This window comes from Achromobacter sp. GQ309 (assembly GCF_059759315.1).
Map to the genome: position 1 here is coordinate 665,105 of NZ_JCAXDP010000001.1, position 20,509 is coordinate 685,613.

Here is a 20,509-nt window from a genome sequence, read left to right on the forward strand (position 1 = left end):
AAACGGAAAAACGCCCCCGGGAGGGGGGCTAAAAAGATCGCGCGGCGGGACTTGCATCCCGCCGGCGCGTGCATCATGCGGGCAACAGCAGGTTTTCCAGCGTGCGCCGATAGATGTTCTTGAGCGGTTCCAGCGAGGCGACCTCAATGCGCTCATTCACCTTGTGGATCGTCGCGTTGCCGGGGCCGAACTCGATGACCTGCGGGCAGATCTTGGCGATGAAGCGGCCATCCGACGTGCCGCCCGTGGTCGACAGCTCGGCGGTCACGCCGGTTTCGGCATGGATCGCCTTGACCAGTGCATCCGTCAACGATCCCCGCGGGGTCAGGAACGGCTCGCCGCCCAGTTCCCACTCCAGGTCGTATTCCAGGCCATGCTTGTCCAGCACGGCATGAACCCGCTGCTTCAGGCTTTCCGGCGTGCTGGCGGTCGAGAAGCGGAAGTTGAACAACGCCACTGCCTCGCCCGGCACCACATTCGTGGCGCCCGTACCGGAGTTCAGATTCGACACCTGGAACGTCGTGGGCGGGAAGTATTCATTGCCCTGGTCCCATTCGATGTTCACGATGTCGGCCAGCGCGGGCGCAAGCTGGTGCACGGGGTTGCGCGCCAGATGCGGGTAGGCCACGTGGCCCTGGATGCCCTTGACCGTGAGCTTGCCCGACAACGAGCCGCGGCGGCCGTTCTTGCAGGTGTCGCCCAGCACGTCGCCCGACGTGGGCTCGCCGACGATGCAGTAATCCAGCTGCTCGCCGCGCGCTTTCAAAGCGTCGCAGACGATGGCGGTGCCATCGATGGACGGGCCTTCCTCGTCGGAGGTGATCAGCAGCGCGATCGAACCGCCATGGTCCGGATGGGCCGCCACGAACTCCTCGGCCGCCACCACAAAGGCGGCGATCGAGCTTTTCATGTCGGCCGCGCCGCGGCCATACAGCCAGCCGTCGCGTTCGGTGGGAACGAAGGGATCGCTGTTCCACTTTTCGCGCGGGCCCGGGGGCACCACGTCGGTGTGGCCGGCAAAGACCGTCAGCGGGGCGGCGCTGCCGCGCCGGGCCCACAGATTGGTCACGCCGCCCTGCGCGATGGTCTCGCAGGTGAAGCCGATGCGTTCGAGCCGGGCGGCAAGCGCCGCCTGGCAGTCTTCGTCCGCGGGCGTCACCGAGGGACGGGCGATCAGGTCCTTGACCAGATCCAGTACGGCCGAATTGCTCATCAAGCCCTCAGCAGATCGTTGATGCTGGTCTTGGCGCGGGTCTGCGCATCGACACGCTTGACGATCACGGCGCAGGCCAGGCTGTGCGAACCGTCAGCCGACGGCAGCGAACCGGGCACCACGACCGAGCCGGACGGCACGCGGCCGTACGTGATCTTGCCGGTGGCGCGGTCGTAGATCTTGGTGCTTTGCGACAGGAACACGCCCATGGCCAGCACCGAGTTCTCTTCGACCACGACGCCTTCCACGACTTCGGAGCGCGCGCCGATGAAGCAGTTGTCTTCGATGATGGTGGGGTTGGCCTGCAGGGGCTCGAGCACGCCGCCGATGCCGACGCCGCCCGACAGGTGGACGTTCTTGCCGATCTGGGCGCACGAACCGACGGTGGCCCACGTGTCGACCATGGTGCCTTCGTCAACGTAGGCGCCGATGTTCACGTACGAGGGCATCAGCACCACGTTGCGACCAATGAACGAGCCGCGGCGGGCGACGGCCGGCGGCACCACGCGGTAGCCGCCTTGCTTGAACGCGTTGTCGCCGAACTCCGAGAACTTGAGCGGCACCTTGTCGTAGAACTGCAGGGGCGCCTGGCCCATGATGGCGTTCTCGTTCAGACGGAACGACAGCAGCACGGCCTTTTTGATCCACTGGTGCACGACCCAGTCGTCATTGATCTTCTCGGCCACGCGCAGGCGGCCCAGATCCAGACCGTCGATGGTGTGCTCGACGGCTTCGCGCACTTCGGCGCTGGCGTCGACGGGCGACAGGTTGGTCCGGTTTTCCCAGGCTTGTTCAATGGTGGTCTGCAGGTCGAGAGTCATATCGGCTCAGCTTTTAAAGGTTGGTCAAACAGAGGTATGTACAAAATGGGCGATGCGCTCGGCCGCCTGCACGCAGTCGGCCAAAGGCGCCACCAGGGCGATGCGGATGCGTCCCTGGCCCGGATTGAAGCCATGGGCCTCGCGTGCCAGGAAACTGCCCGGCAGCACGGTAACACCGGTGCGGCCATAGAGGTCGCGCACGAACGCCGTATCCGAACCGGGCGTTGCCGCCCACAGATAAAACGAAGCTTGCGGCCGTGACACATCCAGCACCTTCTGCAGGATGGGCACGACCGCATCGAATTTCTCGCGGTACTGGCGCCGGTTTTCCTTCACGTGGGTCTCGTCCGTCCACGCGGCAATACTGGCCGCGGACACGATCGGGCTCATCGCACTGCCATGATACGTGCGATACAGCAAAAAACGGCCGATCAGCGCGGCATCGCCGGCCACGAACCCGGAGCGCAGGCCCGGCACGTTGGAGCGCTTGGACAGGCTGGAAAACGCCACCAGATTGCGGTAGTCGTCCCGGCCCAGACGGCGCGCCGCCTGCAAACCGCCCAGCGGGGGATCGCCTTCGTCCAGGTAGATCTCGGAATAACACTCGTCCGACGCAATCACGAAGCCGTAGCGGTCGGACAATTCGAACAGGGTTTTCCATTCTTCCAGCGACATCACGTTGCCCGCGGGATTGCCCGGCGAACACACGAACACCAGGCGCGTCTTCTTCCAGACGTCGTCCGGCACCTGGTTCCAGTCGCTGCCGAAATTGCGCACCGGATCGGCATTGACGAAGTAGGGCGTTGCACCCGCCAGCAGCGTGGCGCCTTCGTAGATCTGATAGAACGGATTGGGGCAGATCACCACCGAACCCGCCGACGGATCGATCACGGTCTGGGTGAATGCAAACAGCGCCTCGCGCGATCCGAGTGCCGGCAGCACCTGCGTGTCGGCATCAGGCGCCGGTATGCTGTAGCGGCGCGCCAGCCATTCGGAAATCGCGCGGCGCAATGCCGGATCGCCCTTCGTGGAGGGGTAGACCGACAGCCCGCCCATGCTGTCGCGGATGGCTTGCGCGACGCGCTCCGGCGCGGCGTGTTTGGGCTCGCCGATCGACAGGTTGATGGGCGCAATACCGTCCGGTTGCGAGCTGGCGGAGGCCAGCAAAGCCCGCAGTTTTTCGAACGGGTAGGGGTGTAGGGCATCGAGGCGCGGATTCATGACGCAAGATTTTAACAAGCAAGCTACAATAGCGGGCTTGGCCTATTGCGAAGGTGGCGAAATTGGTAGACGCACCAGGTTTAGGTCCTGACGCCGTAACAGGTGTAGGGGTTCGAGTCCCCTCCTTCGCACCACCAAATCCCCCCATGATTTCAATGATTTAGGTTTTTAACCTGTCATTTTCAAAATCATTGGGCCGGTCAGGCCAAACCCGCTTCAGTTCGTGGAAAGTGTCCGGTTACCCGCCGGTTTCCCTGAGCTTTTCAGGCCGATTCGTCCAGACCCACTCTGGAATTCCCAGGCGAGGGTGGCACCCAGTGGCGCCATTAAGCCGTGGCCCCATCCACGCAGTCCGTCGGCAGCGATTCATGCGCCGCGTTGACCGCCGATCCATCGACGTGCCGCAGTGACGGCCCGATCGAACAGATTCCCCACAGATCACGCCTGCTCGCTTGAACATTAGCCTTGCCGCGAGCCTTTCCCCGTCCGACCCGTTTGCATAGAGCACGCCATGCTATCGACACTGATATACCGCAGCCGTGCTGTCACTTCGATGAACGCGCAGGATCTGACCGACCTGCTGACGCCCGCCCGAGCTCGCAACGCCGCCCTGCAGGTGACCGGCATATTGCTCTTTGACGGCGTTCATTTCGTCCAGTTGCTGGAAGGCCCCGACGAGGCGGTCAACCTGATATTCGATGCCATCCGGCGCGACGATGCCCACAAGAACGTCGTGCTGCTCATGCAGGATCACGGGCCTACCCGCCGGTTTGGGGGGGATGCGATGGCGCTGCTTGACCTGCGAGCGCTCGATCCCCAACAGGTTTCTGCGCGCATTCTGGCCAAGATGAAAAAGCCGACGCGCTGGCCGGGCGGTGACGACCGGGTGGTAAAGATTCTTGGCTGGTATGCCGATGCGCATGGCACGGACCATATCGTCGAAGGCGACGACGCGGCCAACTGGCGGTTTGCGGCCAGCGGTGTTCCTTTGGCGCAGGAAGATCCCGCAGCGCCTGCGCGGCCGTATCCCTTTGCGCTGCAACCCATCGTCGATCCCCTGCGGCGCGAGATCACCTCCCTTGAATTCCTGATCCGCGGTCGATCGGGCGGATCGCCGGAACAGTTGTTCGCCAGCCTGGATCCCGCGGACCGTTATCGCGTGGATCTGGAATCCAAGGCCTCGGCATTCGAGCTGGCGCGGCGGCTGGGCCTGACCGATGTAAAGCTGTCGGTCAATCTGTTGCCCATGTCACTGATTGAAGATCCGGCCGCGGTCGACCGCCTGGTGGATCAGATTGCGGCGTGCGCGCTGTTGCCACAGCATGTGATCGTCGAAATCACCGAACAGGAAGCGATCGAGCGGCCGCGCGCCTTCAGGGATGCGATCGAACGGCTGCGCCGCGCCGGCATCGGCGTTGCGATCGATGATTTCGGGGCTGGCTATGCGGGCCTGTCGCTGCTGGCCGAGTTTCAGCCGGACAAGCTCAAGATCGACCGGCAGCTCATTCAGAACATTCATCAGGACGGACCGCGCCAGGCAATCGTCTGCGGCATTGCCCGCACGTGCAGCGCAATGGGCATCACGCCTGTCGCCGAAGGCGTGGAGCGGATCGAGGAATGGTGCTGGTTGCAGGCTGCCGGAATCGAGCGGTTCCAGGGCTATCTGTTTGCCAGGCCGGCGCTCAATGCCGTTCCTGAAGTGCAGTGGCCTGAACGCGTCCGGCTGGACTGATTCGGCTCAGACAGCGCACTTTACCGCCGGGCCGCTTTGGGCAACCACGCCGTGAACCAGGCCGCTGCGCCAAGCGCCGCCAGGATGACCACCGTGCCCACGGTGGTGGTGAAAGCCGGCACGTACATCATCGCCAGATCCGTCAGCACGATGACGAGGAACGCGCCTGCCCAAGCCCACGCGATCCGTTCCGCGGTGCGCCGGAACGCCGGGCGGGCGGCCACGAGCGCGGCGTGGGTGCCGACCCGGTGCTCCAACAGCGCAAAGGTGATGAAGGGAACAAAGGCGAGCAGCAGTTTCACGGTGATCCTCCGGCGAAGGCGTGCCGCTGAAATTAGCATCCGCTGTTTGCTTCCGCCAACGAAATCGCGCCCGCCAACCCAGCCAGCGAATGCAGTCCCATCCGCCATCCGAACGATCCCAAGCGGCGTGCGCCCCGGCTATGTTGTCGAGCAGCGTCACGCCTGACGCGCCGGCGTACAAGAATCGTCAAGATTTTCGATTCTTGAATATTGCCTCGCGCGCTTGCCGATACCTTAGGGCTTTCGTTACTGAGGGATGGACATGTATTCACTACCCAAGCGTTGCGGCGCAGAGTTCTTCGGCACCTTTTGGCTGGTGCTGGGCGGTTGCGGCGCGGCGGTGCTTGCCGCCGGTTTTCCCCAACTGGGCATCGGATTCGCGGGCGTTGCGCTGGCGTTCGGCCTGACCGTCCTGACGATGGTCTTCGCTGTGGGCCACATATCTGGCGGGCACTTCAATCCTGCTGTCACAGTCGGCCTGGTGGCCGGCGGACGCTTCCCCGCCCGAGAAATCCTGCCGTACGTCATCGTTCAGGTCCTGGGCGCCATCGCCGCTGCGGCGGTCCTGGCCTGCATCGCCAACGGCAAGCTGGGTTTCGACCTGAGGGCCAGCCACTTCGCCGCCAATGGCTATGGCGCCTATTCACCGGGCAAGTACACGCTGCTGGCCGCGATGGTGACCGAAGTGGTGCTGACGGCCGGCTTTATCTTCGTGATTCTCGGCGCCACCAGCAGGCGGGCGCCGGCCGGCTTTGCGGCCATTCCCATCGGCTTTGCGCTGACCCTCATTCACCTCATCAGCATCCCGGTCACCAACACATCGGTGAACCCGGCACGCTCGACCGGACCGGCGCTGTTCGTGGGTGGCTGGGCGTTGGAACAGTTGTGGCTGTTCTGGCTGGCGCCTATCGTCGGCGCGGTCATCGGCGCGGTGGCCTACCGGCTTGTCAGCGACCCGGCGATCGAACGCGCCTGACAGGGCGGAAACGCGGCGCGGGGGATCACTTCTGAGCCGCTGTGAGCTGAAAATGGGGCCGGTCAGATGATGGCGCGAGGAAGCAGGTTGTACATTACGCACTATCACCTGCTTCACCTTTACAGGATCGCCCATCATGACCGCCCCAGAAGTCGTTATCTCCCCCTCGATCGCCTGCGCGAACGACCGGCCCTTCGTGCTGTTCGGCGGCATCAATGTGCTGGAATCCAAGGATCTGGCGCTGCGCGCGTGCGAGGAATACCAACGCGTCACCCGCAAACTGGGCATTCCCTACGTATTCAAGGCGTCGTTCGACAAGGCCAATCGCTCGTCCATCCATTCGTACCGCGGTCCTGGCCTCGAAGAAGGCATGAAGATCTTCGAAGCCGTGAAAAAGGAATTCGGCGTGCCGGTCATCACCGACGTCCACGAACCGTGGCAGGCGGCGCCGGTGGCCGAAGTTGCCGATATCCTGCAACTGCCGGCCTTTCTGGCGCGCCAGACCGATCTGGTCGTCGCGCTTGCCAAGGCGCAGCGCGTGGTCAACATCAAGAAGCCGCAGTTCCTCAGCCCCGCGCAGATGCTGAACATCGTCGAGAAGTTCACCGAGGCCGGCAACGACAAGCTGATTCTGTGTGATCGCGGCACCAGCTTTGGCTACGACAATCTCGTCGTCGACATGCTGGGTTTCGGCGTCATGAAAAAGGTGTCCGGCAACCGCCCGCTGATCTTCGACGTGACCCACGCGCTGCAGCAGCGCTCGTCGCTGGACGCGGCATCCGGCGGTCGTCGTGAACAGGTCGCAGACCTGGCGCGCGCCGGCATGGCGGTCGGGCTGGCGGGCCTTTTCCTGGAAGCCCACCCCGATCCCAAGAACGCGAAATGCGATGGCCCCAGCGCGTTGCCGCTGGACAAGCTCGAGCCCTTCCTGACGCAACTCAAGCAGCTCGACGACCTGGTGAAGTCCTTTGCGCCGATCGACATCGAACCCTGACGCGCTTGCGGTCATCACACGGCCGCCAAGCTGTTATACGATCCAGGCCAAACATTAGGGAGGCCTGGATGTCTTTGTATGTGATCGTCGCCGTGCGCAAAGAGGCCGGAAGTGGCCATATCGCCTACGTGCGCTGGGGGCAGGCCGTGCGTGGCGTTCCCGGCTGGATCTCGGAGCCCACGACGGCCGCAGCCGCTGAAGTCATTGAACTCATCAAGGAAGGCGCCGAGGTCGAGACCGCGATCAGTGTCGACGGCCTCACCGTCGCTTCGCGCGCGGTGCGTGTGCTGGTGGACGCCGGCGGGCGCGAACACCTTGCATCGGTGCCGGTGCCCAGTTCCACCTTGCACACGCTGTTCGACCTGCCGGAGTTCTAACCGGTGCGGCTGCCCTAGCGGCGGCCCTCGGCAAAGTTGACCAACGCGTCGCCGGCCATCCGATAGCGCACCCACTCATCCTGCGGCAGCGCGCCGATGGATTGATAGAAGTCGATGGCGGGCTGATTCCAGTCCAGCACACTCCACTCGAGCCGTCCGCAGCCGTTCGCCACGGCCTCGCGTGCCAGATGGCGCAGCAGGTCGCGTCCCGCGCCGATTCCACGGTGCTCGGGCGTGACGTACAGGTCCTCGAGATAGATGCCGTTTTTTCCGAGCCAGGTGGAGTAGCTGTAGAAATAGACGGCGTAGCCAATGGCCTTGCCGTCCAGCAGGCACATCAACGCCCGGGCGGGAGCGCCTTCGGCAAACAAGGTGCGTTCGACGTCGTCGGCGCTGGCGATCACTTCGTGCGCAGCGCGTTCATAGACGGCCAGTTCGGTAATGAAGGCATGGATCTGGGCCGCGTCCGACGGTGCGGCAGGACGAATTTCGATATTCACGGATCTTTCCTGTTTGTTGGGATGGCTATCCTACTCGCTATTGGCGCAGCGGGCAGGCCGGAACGTGGGGAATACCCTTGTTGCGCGGCGGACCGCCCGGCGCGACGCTTTACCGGGATTGCACCCAGAGTCCAGACGCGTGCTCACGAAGGATGCCTTCAATGCCCGAGACTGCTCCTGCTGTCGCACACAAGCCGCCGTCCGCCGGCCGCAGACGGCGGTTTTCCTGGATCTGGCTGGTGCCTATTGTTGCGGCGCTGGGCGGCCTGCTGCTGGTGCTGAAAGTCTGGATGGACGCAGGGCCCGAGGCCACGATCAGCTTCCAAACGGCGGAAGGGCTGGAGGCCGGCAAGACACAGGTGCGCTACAAGGAAGTCAACGTCGGCACAGTCCAGCGCGTGGCGCTCAACGAGGACCGGACCGGCGTGATTGCGACGGTGCGGCTCAACAAGGACGCGGCTGGGCTCTTGCAGGAGGGCACCGTGTTCTGGGTGGTGCGGCCGCGCCTGACGCTCAGTGGCGTTTCAGGCCTGAACACGTTGCTGTCCGGCGCCTACATCGGCCTGGATCCCGCCGGCCGTAATGGCGACAGCGATCCGCGCAAGGCGACCAAGTTCGCTTTCGTCGGTCTGGAAATCCCGCCCGAGGTGACGCAGGACAGGCCGGGCAAGCGCTTCACCCTCAAGGGGCAGGACCTCGGTTCGCTGGACATCGGATCGCCCGTCTATTTCCGGCGCATTGCAGTAGGGCAGGTGGTGAGCTATCGCCTCGATGCCACCGGCCAGGGCGTCGATATCCAGGTGTTTGTCGATGCGCCCAACGACGCCTTCGTCAACGAAGGCACGCGTTTCTGGAACGCCAGCGGGGTGGACTTCTCGGTGGACGCAGGCGGGCTGCAAGTGCGGTCTCAATCGTTGGTGTCGGTGATCGTGGGCGGCGTCGCCTTCGACTCGGTCGAGACCCGTTTACACACCGCAGCCAAGCCGGACGCCGCGTTCGTCATCTACCCCTCGGAGACCGCGGCGCGCGCGCAGCCGGACGGCACGCCGCTGCGCATCCGCATGCGGTTCGACCAATCGGTGCGCGGACTGTCCGTGGGCGCGCCCATCGATGCGTTTGGCGCGTCAGTCGGACAGGTGGATGCCATCGGACTGGAACTCGATCGCACCACGCAGCAGTTCTATGCCCTGGTGGATGCCACCCTCTATCCGGAACGGCTGGGCGCCAAGACGTTTGAAGAAATCAAGGAGTTTTCGGGCTCTACGGTCACGCATCCCAGCGGCAAGCTGATGGCGGCCTTGATCGACCAGGGATTACGGGCGCAATTGCGCATCGGCAATCTCCTGACAGGCCAGTTGTATGTCGCCTTTGCGGTCTTCCCGGACGCCGAGCCCGTGACGTTCAAGATGGAGGAGGCGCCTTTCATTCCCACGGTGCCGAACAATCTGGACCAGTTGCAGCTGCAGATCAACAGCATCCTGACCAAGCTGGACAGGATTCCCTTTGAAGGTCTGGGCGCTGAACTCAATAACCTGCTGCAGGGCACGTCCAAGCTGGTAAAGCGGCTGGACACACAGCTTGCGCCCGAGGCGACCGCGACGTTGCGCCAGGCAAGCCGGTCGCTCGCCGCCGTCGGTGGGCTGCTCAGCCCCGATGCCGGCTTGCCCGTCAACACGAGCGCATTGCTGCAGGAACTGGCGCGCACGGCGAGGTCGCTACGTGAGTTGGCAGACTACCTGCAGGCTCACCCGGGGTCACTGCTGCGGGGGCGCGCGCCGGATCCGGTGACGGGCCGGTCGACGGCCCGGTAATCTGCGTAAGCAGCCTTGCATCGTGTTTCCTGGCCCGCAGGTGTCCGATACCCGCGGACCACCTGCCGCATCAAAGTGTGGGCGGCCACCCTTGGTGTCTGACACCGGTCTCCATCGGGAACGCCACTTGCTGTATGACGCCGGGGCGCCGGTGGGTTGCGGACCGAGCGGTTCCCCGTCAGAGCGGAGACTCAGCATGGACCATAGTGAAATGATGGCGCGCATGATTACGTTGCCGGTGTCGCCGGGCAGATTCGACGGGTGGGACGGCGTGCTTTCAACCCTTGCGGACTGCCTTATGCAGGTGCAGGGAAAGCTCACGGAAGCCGATGTGAAGCGCTTTCTGGACGTGGGCGCGCTGGTGTATCGGACCTGCTGTCAGGACGAGGCGCGCCAGCGCTGGACCGCCGAGGAACTGGCTGCCTATCACCGCAAGGCGCCTGCAGACGCCTGAAAGGCGCGCTTCAAAAAAGGCACTGCCTCAACGCAAAGGTCCTGCCAAACGCGCGGACCTCGTCGCCGTCCACCGATGCCGCCACATCCCAGTGGTCGCCTCGGGTGACCAGAATGGATTGACTTGAAAAGGCGTGACGAAGCGCAAACTGCCAAAACGCGCCTTCCGAGCCTTCGGGCGCCAGGTCATGCGGTCCGATCTGCAGCCGCGACGGCCGGGGGGTTGCGCCCATCGACCACTTCAGCGCGATCAACAAGAACGCGAAACGCGCGGATGCAGAAGCGGGTTGAATGCACAGCACTCGAATCTTCTCGCTCATGGCCATCACCCTGGCTGAACAGATGAGCCAGCGTAGCAAACGCCGTGCCGCGCATCCATACCGCGTTTGGTCGATTCAGCGCAGCGCCCGTGTCCTGACGTATGACCGGTTGATAGAATGGCCGGCCGCCCAGCGCCGTCTTGCCCAGGAGATCCACATGTCCCGAATCGTCGTCAATCCCGACACGGTATTCAATTCTGTGCAGTATGGATTCAGTCAGGCGGTTATCGTGACCGGGCAGCGCCGTATGCTGCTGTCCGGCCAGGTCGGCGTAGACGCCAACGAGAAGACGGTCGGTCCCGGGCTTCAGGTGCAAACCGAGGCCGCGCTGGACAACATCGAGCGCGTGCTGGCGGCGGCCGGCGGCAACCTGTCGCAGGTCATCATGCTGCGCATCTACATCTGCGATTCGGTGAGCACCGAACAGGAAGTCGTGGCGCAGGCGTTGCGGGACCGCTTCAAGGTCGATCCGCCGCCGTCTTCCTGGATCATCGTCAGCGGGCTGTCGCTGCCGGAATGGTTGATCGAGATCGAAGCGGAAGCGATGCTCGACTGAGCAGCGGGTTGCGGCTTTCCATCTGCGCGCCTGCTAGGCTGACGCCTCGCGCCATGGCGGCTGGGCAAAAGCTGCGCGCAGGGACGCCAGAAATCCCGCCGTGCGCGCGGACAACTCCTGCCGCGACTTCACCAACGCCACGACATTCGCGTCCGGCAGATTCCAGCCTGCCAGCAATGGCACGAGTTCACCCGTGCGCAGGTGCGCGGTCACGTCCCATTCCGACCGCGCAATGATGCCGTGTCCGGCCCGCGCCCAATCCAACGCCGTCGCGCCGGCATTGCACGACATGACGGGCGCAATGCGCACGGCGACGCCCGCGCCGCGGGCTCGCCTGAACCGCCACAGCGTCACGTCCTCGTCGTTTTCGCGCAAGGCGATGCAGTCGTGGTTGCGCAGGTCCTCCGGCGTGGTCGGCAAGCCACGCCGCGCCAGGTAGGCGGGCGATGCGCACAGGATGCGCCGGTTGGGCGCCAGCGGGTAGGCGACCAGCGTGGAGTCGCGCAATTCTCCAATATGAATCATCACGTCCCAGTTATCCGACGCCAGCCGGGGAGGGCCGTCCGACAATGTCAGACTGGCCGTGACGTCTTCGCTGCGCGACCGGAAATCCGCGACCAATCCGGCGATGTAACGTTGGCCGAACCCCAACGGTGCAACCACCCGCAGATGTCCCGCCACGACGCCGCGGCGTCCTGCCAGTTCGTCGGCCAGCAAGGTCAGGTCATTGCAGATCTGCGCGGCCCGCATGGCCAATAGACGGCCTTCTTCGGTCAGCGCGATGCCTCGGGCCGACCGATTGACCAGCCGTACGCCCAGCCGCTTTTCCAGCGCGTTCAGGCGCTGGGTGATCGCGGGTGGTGTGACGTCCAGCGCGCGCGAGGCTTGCGCAAGCGAGCCGGCCGTCGAAAGGCTCAGGAAAAAGCGCAGGTCGTCAGTGGCAATCATTCAGTTTTGGCTTAATGGGATATTAAGTTGGCATTAAACAAGGTAAGCGCCTTCCGCGCCATACTGCGTGCTGATTCCCGCAGGCCCGTCCTGCCTGCCGCTCACTCGCAAAGAGATTGCCATGACCCTCGAAACCGTCGCATCCACGCTGGATGCCCTGGAAACGCCCTGTCTGCTGCTCGATGAAACGCGCATGATGCGCAATATCGCGCGGCTGAACGCCCTGATGGCCGGCCACGGCGTCGGGCTGCGTCCCCATCTGAAAACGCCCAAGTCCATCGAGGTCGCCCGCCGGCTGATGGCGACGCCGCAAGGGCCAGCCGCCGTCTCGACCTTGCAGGAGGCAGAACAGTTCGCCGCCGCTGGCGTCACGGATCTGCTGTATGCGGTGGGCGTGTCGCCGTCGAAGCTCGACCGCGTGCTGGCCTTGCGAAAGCGCGGCGTCGACCTGACCGTTGTCGTCGACAGCATCGAGGCCGCGCGCGCGGTGTCGGCGCGTGCCAAGGCTGCCGGCGATCCGATCCCGGCGCTCATCGAGATCGATTGCGACGGCCACCGTGCCGGCGTGCAGCCCAAGGACACGGACCAACTGCTGGCAATCGCGCGCGTGTTGCACGAAGACGGCGCGTGCCTGCGCGGCGTCATGACGCACGCGGGCGAATCCTATGGCTGCCGCAGCGTCGAGGCGATTGCGGACATGGCCGAACAGGAACGCTGGGCCGCCGTGAGCTGCGCAAAGGCGATCCGCGGCGCGGGCCTGCCGTGCCCGGTCGTCAGCGTCGGCTCCACGCCCACCGCGCATTTTGCGCGCAATCTGGATGGCGTGACGGAAGTCCGCGCCGGCGTGTACGTCTTCTTCGACTTGGTCATGGCCGGGTTAGGCGTGTGCAGCGTGGACGACATCGCTGCGACGGTGCTGACCACCGTCATCGGCCATCAGCCCGAGAAGGGCTGGATTCTGGTCGACGCGGGATGGATGGCCATGTCGCGGGATCGTGGCACCGCCAAGCAGCCGGTGGATCAGTTGTACGGGCTGGTGTGCGATGTGGACGGCAAGGTCTATCCGGACGTGCTGCTGGCCGAAACCAACCAGGAGCAGGGGATCATCAAGGTGCGCCCTGGCAGCAACGCGGTCCTGCCGGACCTGCCCATCGGCGCCAAACTGCGCATTGTCCCGAATCACGCCTGCGCGACGTGCGCGCAGCACGACGCCTACGAGGTCGTGCGCCCCGGCGAGCCGGGCGTGGTGGCACGCTGGGAACGCTTCCGTGGCTGGTGAGCCGCGCATCAAAAAGGATTTCGGCATGGACTTCATTCAAACGCCCGATGCCACGCCGCCGGCCGGGCATTATTCCCAGGCGGTTCGCGCCAACGGCTTCGTCTTCGTATCGGGGCAGCTGGGTTTTTTGCCGCCGGCCGGACCCGGAGTGCGCCCCGTGCTGGCGGCGGACGCGGCCGGCCAGACAAGGGAAGCGCTGCGCAGCGTGCGGGCCATTCTCGAAGCCGCAGGCTCGTCGTTATCGTCCGTGGTCAACGTCACCGTTTACATCCCGGACGTCAGTCTGTGGGATGAGGTCAACGCGGTGTACGAAGCGTGCTTTGGCAGCCACCGCCCCGCGCGCGCCATCGTGCCCACGCGCGAACTCCATTACGGCGCGCTGGTGGAAATCAGTGTCGTGGCGGTGGGCTGACCGGGTTCTGAGGGGCAAGGACAGACGCGAGAGGCCGGCAAACAGGCGACGCCTATAATGCGAGCGCCTCAATGCCCTTGGCGGAGACCGTCCACATGCACTACGAGTATCTGTTCTGGTCCATGGCTGCCATGGTGGCCGCCGCACTTGCCGGCGGCGCCTTGTGCGGCCGCCTGCAGTCCGTCAAGCAACTGGTGATCGGCTTGCTGGGGTGGGCGGCGGCAATCTTCGCGGTGGTGCTGCTGCTGGCGCGCCAGGGCGGGTTCGATGAACTGGCGGCGATGCTGTCCATCGCCGCCTTCATGTTCAGTCTGGTGATCGGCACCGCGGCGGCGCTGCTGACGCGGCGTATCCGGCTACACCGTCAACAACAGCAAATGCCTCAATCGTTGCGCCAATGACGCGCAGAGCGGCCGGCCGGGCCTTTCATTCTTCCGGGTCGAAGTCCTCATCCTCTTCGTCGTCCTCATCCTGCTCGAGGGCGTCGTAACCCTTCCAGGTAATCCGCCAGCGCGTCGCACCGGCGTTCGCCGAAGTCTCGCTGACCTGCTTGACCAGGCCAGCGTCTTCCAGCAGGTCCAGGTGATGCGCGATGACCTGCAGGCCTTGCTCTTCGGGATGCGGCGCCAGCGCGGCGTTCTTGATGTCGTGCGTGCTGAGGTTGGGGCCGGGGGCGTCGCGCAGGGCGCCCAGAATCGTGACGACCAAGTCGAAATCGCGTTGCATGTTGTTCACCATGTAGGGGTAAAAGAACACGCCGACGATAGCAGACTTCGGCTGCAGCAATAGGACTGCGCGCGCGCCTGCGTTACAGTCCGGGGTTCTTGCTAAACCACATTCGAAAACACCATGAAAAAACCCGCAGAACGGGATTGCCTGGCGGTCGTCCCCGGCTACACGGGCCAGTCCGCCAAGCTGTTCCTCTCGCGCGGCGAGGATGAGCGCATCGACGGCGTGACCGTCTACGACCTGCTCGGCCACGTCAAGCAGCAGGGCGACGCCGAGGCCGCCGCCGCCTGGGTGGGCGAATGGCTCGCCAAAGAGGCCGACAACCGCAAGGCCCGCCGCACGCAGCTCCAGGCCCAGCTTTTCCTGTGCAAGCTGGCCGGTGACGAGAAGACCGCCTTCCTGGCTGCACAAAAGCCGCTGGCCCGCGTGTTGGCCGAAGCCGGGGTGCGCTGCCGTAGCGTGGCGGCCACGTCTGGGGCCGCCCGCCAGTCTCTGGGCCCCCTGTCCAAGAAACGTTAGCCTAAGGCTGTTATAGTCGCGCCTGGGCGTGCGTGAGCACCTGCGTGGTGCAGCGCCCTGGCGGGCTCAGCCCGCAAATCAAGGAAGATGGAAATGGAAATACTCAGTCGGCACGTTGCCGACGTAGCGGGCGGCGTTGAGCTGCACACCACGCTGGATGGCGAAAGCATCAGCGTCTATGTCGTGATGGGCATAGATGATCTCAATGCGATCGCAGACATCGTGCCGCGCGAAAAAGTCGATGCAGGAGCGGACATACACGCCGCCAATGTCGACAATGTTGATAATGCGCAAGAACAGATCGACCAAGTGCTGGAAAATATGAATCCCGGCGACGTGGCGGTTTTCCTTTGCTCGGGTCCCGATGCTTTTGGCGCGGCGCTCGACTTGTTGGGTTTACCTATCGACGAGTAAGCCTGACGGCAAACCATAGTGTCATCCAAACGGCGTATTGCAGGTCGTACGCGCTTTTGATGGCATTTATATAAGCCTTGTTTGTTTTTTTATGATGTATTGGTGTTAACACCAATGCAGGGACTCGTTTACCCTTTAAAAACGTGCGAAATAACTGCGCAGTTTCTCTTTGTTGCATTATTGGCACGTATTTTTTAGGATTATGTTGACTTGTGAGGGGAACATAACGATAGTGTCGGCACACGATCACAAGCGTTGCGATTTTCGATCAGTGCCGTGCCTTTTCCGGCTCAGCGTTATTGTTCTACTGTCCCCTCCTTGATTGATTCGTGACCTCCGGGCATTTGCCCATTATCTCTAGGAAATACAGTATGGAAACCGGCGTCGTTAAGTGGTTCAATTCGGAAAAGGGTTATGGCTTCATCACCCCGGAAGCGGGCGGCAAGGACCTCTTCGCTCACTTCTCCGAAATTCAGGGCTCGGGCTTCAAGTCTCTGGAAGAGAACCAGCGCGTCAGCTTTGTGACGGCCAATGGCCCCAAGGGCCCGCAAGCCACGAAGATTCAAGTCCTGTAAGGATCTGAGTTTTCTCAAGAAGGCCCCTCGCGGGGCCTTTTTTGTTTTCTGCGCGGTATCCTTGACGGCCGATTCTCCTCGCGGCCAACGCTTCGGCTGCGGCAGCGCGTCCAAATCCCCCGAGCCATCGCCGCCATGACCACCACACCGCCAAAGCCGTTCGCCCTGCAACCCGACGATGTAGTCGCATTCTGGCTGGACGCTGGTCCCGCGCAGTGGTTCAGCAAAAGCGCCCAGTTCGATGCGGCCTTTCGAGCGCGCTTCGAAGACGCGCATATGGCGGCCGCTTCCCGCCGGCTCGATGCCTGGCTGGACGAACCCGCCGGCGCGATCGCGTTGATGATCCTGCTGGACCAGTTTCCTCGCAACGCCTACCGCGATACCGGGCATATGTTCGCCACTGACGCGTTGGCGCTGCATTTTGCCGAACGCGCCATCGCGGCGGGCCATGATCTTGCAGTCGACGCCTCGCTGCGCCAGTTTTTCTACATGCCGTTCGAACACGCCGAGAACCTGGCGGCGCAGAATCGGGCCATCGCGTTGATGGAGCCGCTGGGCGCGGAAGCCGTGCGATGGGCCGTCCTGCATCGCGACATCATCAAGCGGTTCGGGCGCTTCCCGCACCGGAACGCGGCATTGGCACGGCAGACGACCCAGGCCGAACGCGAGTTCCTGGAATCGGGTGGTTTCGCAGGGTAGGGCGCGCGGCACGCACAGAGCTTTCAAAACGGCGCAGTGTCCACGTGTATCGGTACGTGGCAAGTTGAAAATGTTGAGCGTGCCGCCCGGGCCGGCTTGCGCTCTTTAGCGGGTGTAGCGGCCTTTTCGGGGCGCGAATCCAGCCCTTTCGGACATTTGACGTTTTTCCGGGTTCACCAATAAACTGGTTTCAGCGAGATTCTCAAGCGACGCGGTCTGCGTTCTCCTTGGTCGCCGTCAGTGGTGCCGCGGTTGCTATCCTCTCCCATCCTTGAAGATCTGGCGTCCCGCGAGCAATCGCTTTTTAGGTCAAGGACATCCCATGGCAACCGGCATCGTCAAGTGGTTCAACGCCGAAAAGGGTTATGGCTTCATCATGCCCGACGACGGCAGCAAGGATCTTTTCGCTCACTACTCCGAAATCCGTAGCGAAGGCTATAAGTCGCTACAAGAAAACCAGCGGGTCACTTTCGACGTTGGAACCGGCCCCAAGGGTCCCAGCGCCAAGAACATCAAGGTCGCGGCCTGAGCTTCTTGGGTAGTGCTCCGGGTTCTGACCCGGTGTTCTATCCATAAAAAAGCCCCCACGTTTTGCGCGTGGGGGCTTTTTTGTCCTGGCTTGCCTTAGTGCTTGGCTGAGCTGCCGGTCGACAGCTTGTCGACCAAGGCGATCCCCAGCGCCGACAGGATGAAGATGGCGTGGATGATGGTCTGCCACATCACGCCGGCTTCGGTGAAGCGCGCGTTCGGCGTGCCGATGGTGCCGGCTTCGATGAAGGTGCGCAGCAGGTGGATCGACGAGATGCCGATGATGGCCATCGCAAGCTTCACTTTCAGCACGCTGGCATTGACGTGGCTAAGCCACTCCGGCTGGTCCGGATGGTTCTGCAGGCGCAGGCGCGACACGAACGTCTCGTAGCCGCCCACGATGACCATCACCAGCAGGTTGGAGATCATGACCACGTCGATCAGTCCCAGCACGATCAGCATGATTTCCATTTCGCCGAAGCTGGTGGCGTGGGTGACCAGGTGCCAGAGTTCCTTGAGGAACAGCATCACGTAGACGCCCTGCGCGACGATGAGGCCCAGGTACAGCGGTAGCTGCAGCCAGCGCGAACTGAAGATGAGGCTGGGAAGCAGGCCCAGGCGGGGAGGGGGATTCGGGATCATGTTGGGTGCGAGCCGTTGGGTTTGCGAAAAAAAGCGCGGCGGCAATTCTATCAACGCCATGGGACAGCGGACATCTCTTTTGACCGGCTTTAAAAGGGCCTCCCGATGCTTAGCATGGCAGCCCTCGAATTGCTCGGCTATTTGGTAAGAGAAAATCGCATTTGCGAAACTCTGTGCCGGAATGCTTCGAAAGCTGTGGGCGTATATAGAATTGCCGCCTCGTTTGCATAGAACAAGTCAATAGGAGTTTGTTCCCATGAAGATCCGCTACACCGTCGCCGCGTTGGCCCTTGCGCTCGCCCCTTACTCGGCCGCACATGCGTTGGACATCGGTGGGCTCGTCGGCGCCGGCGCCAAGGTCGTCCAGGCGGCCACGCTGAGCGATGCCGAGATCAAGACCCTGTCGGACAAGGCGTGCGCGCAAAGCGATTCGCAGGAAAAGATCGCCGCGCCGGGCAGCAAGTACGACGCCCGTCTGCAGAAGATCGCCAAGGCGCTGGGCAGCACGGTCAATGGCCAGAAGGCCAGCTACAAGGTCTATGTCACCAAGGACGTCAACGCGTGGGCAATGGCCAACGGCTGCATCCGCGTGTATAGCGGTCTCATGGACATGATGACGGACGACGAAGTGATGGGCGTGGTCGGCCACGAAATCGGTCACGTGGCGCTGGGCCACACCAAGAAGGCGATGCAGACCGCCTACACGGTGTCGGCTGCGCGTGATGCGGCGGGCGCGGCTGGCGGCGCGACGGTGGCTCAGTTGAGCTCCTCGCAACTGGGCGACCTGACCGAGAAGTTCATCAATGCGCAGTTCTCGCAATCGCAGGAAAGTGCGGCGGACGATTATTCGTTCGACCTGCTGCAGTCCAAGAAACAGAATACGCGTGGCCTCGTGACCGCGTTCCAGAAGCTGGCCGAGCTGGACGGCGGCAAGAGCGATATGATGAGCTCCCACCCGTCCTCGGCCAAGCGTGCACAACACATCGAAGACCGCATCGCCAAGGCCAAGTAACCTCTCGGCCAGGCGTCCGTCCTCGCTTTTTGGGCGATAAACGGGGCGCGAGCATCCGGGCAAATCCGGGGCTCGCGCCCCTTTGCGTCAGGGTTCCGGAAGTTTCCGGTAAAATGCCGCGTTTATCCGCCCGTAATCTCATCTCTCGGAAAATAGGTCTTTTAATGCAGCCTGTGGTTGAAACCCTCTCCGGCCTGGAGCGCCGTGTTGATCTGGCCGTCTCGGTGGCCGACGTCGAAAAGGAAGTCCAGGCGCAATTGAAGCGCGTGGCTCGGACCGCCAAGGTCCCCGGCTTCCGTCCGGGCAAGGCGCCGCTCGCCATGCTCGAGCGCAGCCATGGCCCCAGCATCCGCTACGACGTGATCAATAGCCAAGTTGGCCGTGCCTTTGAACAAGCCATCGACGGCGCCAAGTTGCGCGTTGCCGGCGCCCCGAACCTCGAGCCCAAGACGGAAGGCGTTTCCGACGACACGCTGGCGTTCACCGCCACGTTCGAGGTCTACCCCGAAGTCGCCGTGCCGGACCTGTCCGAACTGGCCGTCACCCGCTACGAAACCGCCGTCACCGACGCGGAAGTCCAGCAGACGCTGGACGTGCTGCGTAAGCAACGCGCCACGTTCGAAGCCCGTGAAGGCCGCGCCAGCGCCGACGGCGACCGCGTCACGCTCGACTTCGCCGGCACCATCGACGGCGTGCCGTTCGAAGGCGGCAAGGCCGAAGACTTCCCGTTCGTGCTCGGCCAAGGCCGCATGCTGCCGGAATTCGAAGAAGCCGCCCGCGGCCTGAAGGCTGGCGAAACCAAGGTTTTCCAGCTCAAGTTCCCGGATGACTACCAAGGCGTTGAAGTCGCCGGCAAGACCGCCGAATTCACCATCACCATCAAGGAAGTGGCTGAAGGCGTCCTGCCCGAACTGAACGGCGAATTCGCCAAGTCGCTCGGCCAAGCGGAAGGCGACGTCGAAAAGCTCAAGGCCGACATCCGCAGCAACATCGAGCGCGAAGTCAAGGTCCGTTCGCAAGGCCGCACCAAGGCCAGCGTCATGGACGCCCTGGTCGAAGCCGGCAAGTTCGACGTGCCGAAGGCCCTGATCGACAACGACGTGCAAGGCCGTATCGCCGCTGCCCGCGAAGAACTGAAGCAGCGCGGCGTGCCCAATGCCGAATCCGTGCCGATCCCGGCCGAGGCTTTCTCGACCGAATCCGAGCGCCGCGTCCGCCTGGGCCTGCTGGTGTCCGAACTGGTCAAGCAAGCTCAGCTGCAAGCCAAGCCGGAACAGGTGCGCGCACGCATCGAAGAATTCGCCCAGAACTACGAACAACCCGCCCAGGTTGTCAGCTATTACCTGGCAGACCGCCAGCGTCGTGCTGAAATCGAGGCTATCGTGCTCGAAGACAACGTCGTCGCGCATGTTCTGGAAAAGGCCAAGGTCACCGACGAAAAGGTGGCTTTCGATCAGTTGATGGGGATGGCGTAAC

Annotated in this window: 26 protein-coding genes and 1 tRNA gene; 18 read left to right on the forward strand and 9 right to left on the reverse strand. The window is 63.3% G+C overall.

Annotation, left to right across the window (positions count from 1 at the left end; all coding sequences use genetic code 11):
- Nucleotides 1-73: 73 nt before the first annotated feature.
- From dapE to dapC, 3 genes are read right to left on the reverse strand one after another with little or no spacing between them, the layout of a single operon-like run.
- Complete coding sequence (gene dapE, locus AC6CIE_RS03090; RefSeq protein ID WP_175123431.1) at nt 74-1,213, reverse strand: succinyl-diaminopimelate desuccinylase; 1,140 nt, start codon at nt 1,211-1,213, stop codon at nt 74-76.
- Complete coding sequence (dapD, locus tag AC6CIE_RS03095; RefSeq protein ID WP_175123430.1) at nt 1,213-2,034, reverse strand: 2,3,4,5-tetrahydropyridine-2,6-dicarboxylate N-succinyltransferase; 822 nt, start codon at nt 2,032-2,034, stop codon at nt 1,213-1,215. Before dapD ends, dapE begins: the two co-directional genes overlap by 1 nt.
- 24 nt (nt 2,035-2,058) lie before the next feature.
- Complete coding sequence (dapC, locus tag AC6CIE_RS03100; protein ID WP_498091109.1) at nt 2,059-3,255, reverse strand: succinyldiaminopimelate transaminase; 1,197 nt, start codon at nt 3,253-3,255, stop codon at nt 2,059-2,061.
- Nucleotides 3,256-3,302: 47 nt separating this feature from the next.
- Here dapC and AC6CIE_RS03105 point away from each other — a divergent pair.
- Both AC6CIE_RS03105 and AC6CIE_RS03110 read left to right on the forward strand, forming a co-directional pair.
- Nucleotides 3,303-3,389 (forward strand) — tRNA-Leu (locus AC6CIE_RS03105).
- 377 nt (nt 3,390-3,766) lie between these two features.
- Entirely contained in the window at nt 3,767-4,987 is a 1,221-nt protein-coding gene (locus AC6CIE_RS03110) for a diguanylate phosphodiesterase (RefSeq protein ID WP_498091111.1), read from the forward strand.
- 20 nt (nt 4,988-5,007) lie between these two features.
- On the opposite strand, the gene AC6CIE_RS03115 is transcribed toward AC6CIE_RS03110, so the two are convergent.
- Nucleotides 5,008-5,289, reverse strand: coding sequence for a hypothetical protein (locus AC6CIE_RS03115; protein ID WP_498091113.1), 282 nt, complete (start codon nt 5,287-5,289; stop codon nt 5,008-5,010).
- A gap of 262 nt (nt 5,290-5,551) precedes the next feature.
- Here AC6CIE_RS03115 and aqpZ point away from each other — a divergent pair, with 262 nt between their 5' ends.
- The 3 genes from aqpZ (at nt 5,552) to AC6CIE_RS03130 (ending at nt 7,636) form a co-directional block, all read left to right on the forward strand.
- Entirely contained in the window at nt 5,552-6,265 is a 714-nt protein-coding gene (gene aqpZ, locus AC6CIE_RS03120; RefSeq protein WP_175123427.1) for an aquaporin Z, read from the forward strand.
- 136 nt (nt 6,266-6,401) lie between these two features.
- Entirely contained in the window at nt 6,402-7,259 is an 858-nt protein-coding gene (gene kdsA / locus AC6CIE_RS03125; protein WP_498091115.1) for a 3-deoxy-8-phosphooctulonate synthase, read from the forward strand.
- Between the two features lie 68 nt (nt 7,260-7,327).
- Nucleotides 7,328-7,636, forward strand: a complete 309-nt coding sequence (locus AC6CIE_RS03130; RefSeq protein WP_175123425.1) for a DUF3892 domain-containing protein — start codon at nt 7,328-7,330, stop codon at nt 7,634-7,636.
- A gap of 14 nt (nt 7,637-7,650) precedes the next feature.
- On the opposite strand, the gene AC6CIE_RS03135 is transcribed toward AC6CIE_RS03130, so the two are convergent.
- Complete coding sequence (locus tag AC6CIE_RS03135) at nt 7,651-8,136, reverse strand: GNAT family N-acetyltransferase (RefSeq protein ID WP_175123424.1); 486 nt, start codon at nt 8,134-8,136, stop codon at nt 7,651-7,653.
- 161 nt (nt 8,137-8,297) lie between these two features.
- On the opposite strand from AC6CIE_RS03135, the gene AC6CIE_RS03140 reads away from it, so the two are divergent.
- Nucleotides 8,298-9,947 (forward strand): PqiB family protein, encoded by a 1,650-nt coding sequence (locus AC6CIE_RS03140; RefSeq protein WP_498091117.1) that lies wholly within the window; start codon nt 8,298-8,300, stop codon nt 9,945-9,947.
- A gap of 196 nt (nt 9,948-10,143) precedes the next feature.
- Complete coding sequence (locus AC6CIE_RS03145) at nt 10,144-10,401, forward strand: hypothetical protein (RefSeq protein ID WP_175123422.1); 258 nt, start codon at nt 10,144-10,146, stop codon at nt 10,399-10,401.
- Nucleotides 10,402-10,411: 10 nt separating this feature from the next.
- Here AC6CIE_RS03145 and AC6CIE_RS03150 read toward each other — a convergent pair whose 3' ends face one another.
- The gene (locus AC6CIE_RS03150; RefSeq protein WP_255596062.1) at nt 10,412-10,726 is read right to left on the reverse strand and encodes a hypothetical protein; all 315 of its coding nucleotides are present in this window, start codon (nt 10,724-10,726) and stop codon (nt 10,412-10,414) included.
- Nucleotides 10,727-10,877: 151 nt separating this feature from the next.
- Between AC6CIE_RS03150 and AC6CIE_RS03155 the strand changes: the two genes are divergently transcribed.
- Nucleotides 10,878-11,276: a RidA family protein gene (locus tag AC6CIE_RS03155; protein WP_175183816.1), complete on the forward strand. Its 399-nt coding sequence runs from the start codon at nt 10,878-10,880 to the stop codon at nt 11,274-11,276.
- Nucleotides 11,277-11,309: 33 nt separating this feature from the next.
- On the opposite strand, the gene AC6CIE_RS03160 is transcribed toward AC6CIE_RS03155, so the two are convergent.
- On the reverse strand, nt 11,310-12,224 hold the full coding sequence (locus AC6CIE_RS03160) for a LysR family transcriptional regulator (RefSeq protein ID WP_498091119.1): 915 nt from the start codon (nt 12,222-12,224) through the stop codon (nt 11,310-11,312).
- A 121-nt stretch (nt 12,225-12,345) separates the two neighbouring features.
- Between AC6CIE_RS03160 and AC6CIE_RS03165 the strand changes: the two genes are divergently transcribed.
- From AC6CIE_RS03165 to AC6CIE_RS03175, 3 genes are all read left to right on the forward strand, one after another.
- On the forward strand, nt 12,346-13,503 hold the full coding sequence (locus tag AC6CIE_RS03165) for a DSD1 family PLP-dependent enzyme (protein WP_498091120.1): 1,158 nt from the start codon (nt 12,346-12,348) through the stop codon (nt 13,501-13,503).
- A 25-nt stretch (nt 13,504-13,528) separates the two neighbouring features.
- Nucleotides 13,529-13,915, forward strand: a complete 387-nt coding sequence (locus AC6CIE_RS03170; protein ID WP_175123417.1) for a RidA family protein — start codon at nt 13,529-13,531, stop codon at nt 13,913-13,915.
- A gap of 95 nt (nt 13,916-14,010) precedes the next feature.
- The gene (locus AC6CIE_RS03175; RefSeq protein WP_218344760.1) at nt 14,011-14,316 is read left to right on the forward strand and encodes a hypothetical protein; all 306 of its coding nucleotides are present in this window, start codon (nt 14,011-14,013) and stop codon (nt 14,314-14,316) included.
- 25 nt (nt 14,317-14,341) lie between these two features.
- Here AC6CIE_RS03175 and AC6CIE_RS03180 read toward each other — a convergent pair whose 3' ends face one another.
- Nucleotides 14,342-14,641 carry a DUF2513 domain-containing protein gene (locus tag AC6CIE_RS03180; protein ID WP_175123415.1) on the reverse strand — a complete coding sequence of 100 codons (300 nt, stop codon included), beginning with the start codon at nt 14,639-14,641 and terminating at the stop codon, nt 14,342-14,344.
- A 123-nt stretch (nt 14,642-14,764) separates the two neighbouring features.
- On the opposite strand from AC6CIE_RS03180, the gene AC6CIE_RS03185 reads away from it, so the two are divergent.
- The 5 genes from AC6CIE_RS03185 (at nt 14,765) to AC6CIE_RS03205 (ending at nt 17,380) form a co-directional block, all read left to right on the forward strand.
- A complete protein-coding gene (locus AC6CIE_RS03185) occupies nt 14,765-15,163 on the forward strand; it encodes a hypothetical protein (RefSeq protein WP_175123414.1) in 399 nt (132 codons plus the stop codon).
- A 93-nt stretch (nt 15,164-15,256) separates the two neighbouring features.
- Nucleotides 15,257-15,577 carry a hypothetical protein gene (locus AC6CIE_RS03190; protein ID WP_175123413.1) on the forward strand — a complete coding sequence of 107 codons (321 nt, stop codon included), beginning with the start codon at nt 15,257-15,259 and terminating at the stop codon, nt 15,575-15,577.
- Nucleotides 15,578-15,948: 371 nt separating this feature from the next.
- Nucleotides 15,949-16,152: a cold-shock protein gene (locus AC6CIE_RS03195; RefSeq protein WP_006220190.1), complete on the forward strand. Its 204-nt coding sequence runs from the start codon at nt 15,949-15,951 to the stop codon at nt 16,150-16,152.
- Nucleotides 16,153-16,287: 135 nt separating this feature from the next.
- A complete protein-coding gene (locus AC6CIE_RS03200; protein ID WP_175138353.1) occupies nt 16,288-16,851 on the forward strand; it encodes a DUF924 family protein in 564 nt (187 codons plus the stop codon).
- Between the two features lie 322 nt (nt 16,852-17,173).
- A complete protein-coding gene (locus AC6CIE_RS03205) occupies nt 17,174-17,380 on the forward strand; it encodes a cold-shock protein (protein ID WP_042794090.1) in 207 nt (68 codons plus the stop codon).
- Nucleotides 17,381-17,475: 95 nt separating this feature from the next.
- Here the strand turns inward: AC6CIE_RS03205 and AC6CIE_RS03210 are convergent, their stop codons facing one another.
- A complete protein-coding gene (locus tag AC6CIE_RS03210; RefSeq protein WP_175123411.1) occupies nt 17,476-18,021 on the reverse strand; it encodes a TIGR00645 family protein in 546 nt (181 codons plus the stop codon).
- Nucleotides 18,022-18,277: 256 nt separating this feature from the next.
- Between AC6CIE_RS03210 and loiP the strand changes: the two genes are divergently transcribed.
- Together loiP and tig are read left to right on the forward strand one after the other, a co-directional pair.
- Entirely contained in the window at nt 18,278-19,033 is a 756-nt protein-coding gene (loiP, locus tag AC6CIE_RS03215; protein WP_498091122.1) for a metalloprotease LoiP, read from the forward strand.
- A gap of 164 nt (nt 19,034-19,197) precedes the next feature.
- Nucleotides 19,198-20,508, forward strand: coding sequence for a trigger factor (gene tig, locus AC6CIE_RS03220; protein WP_175123409.1), 1,311 nt, complete (start codon nt 19,198-19,200; stop codon nt 20,506-20,508).
- Nucleotide 20,509: the final 1 nt, after the last annotated feature.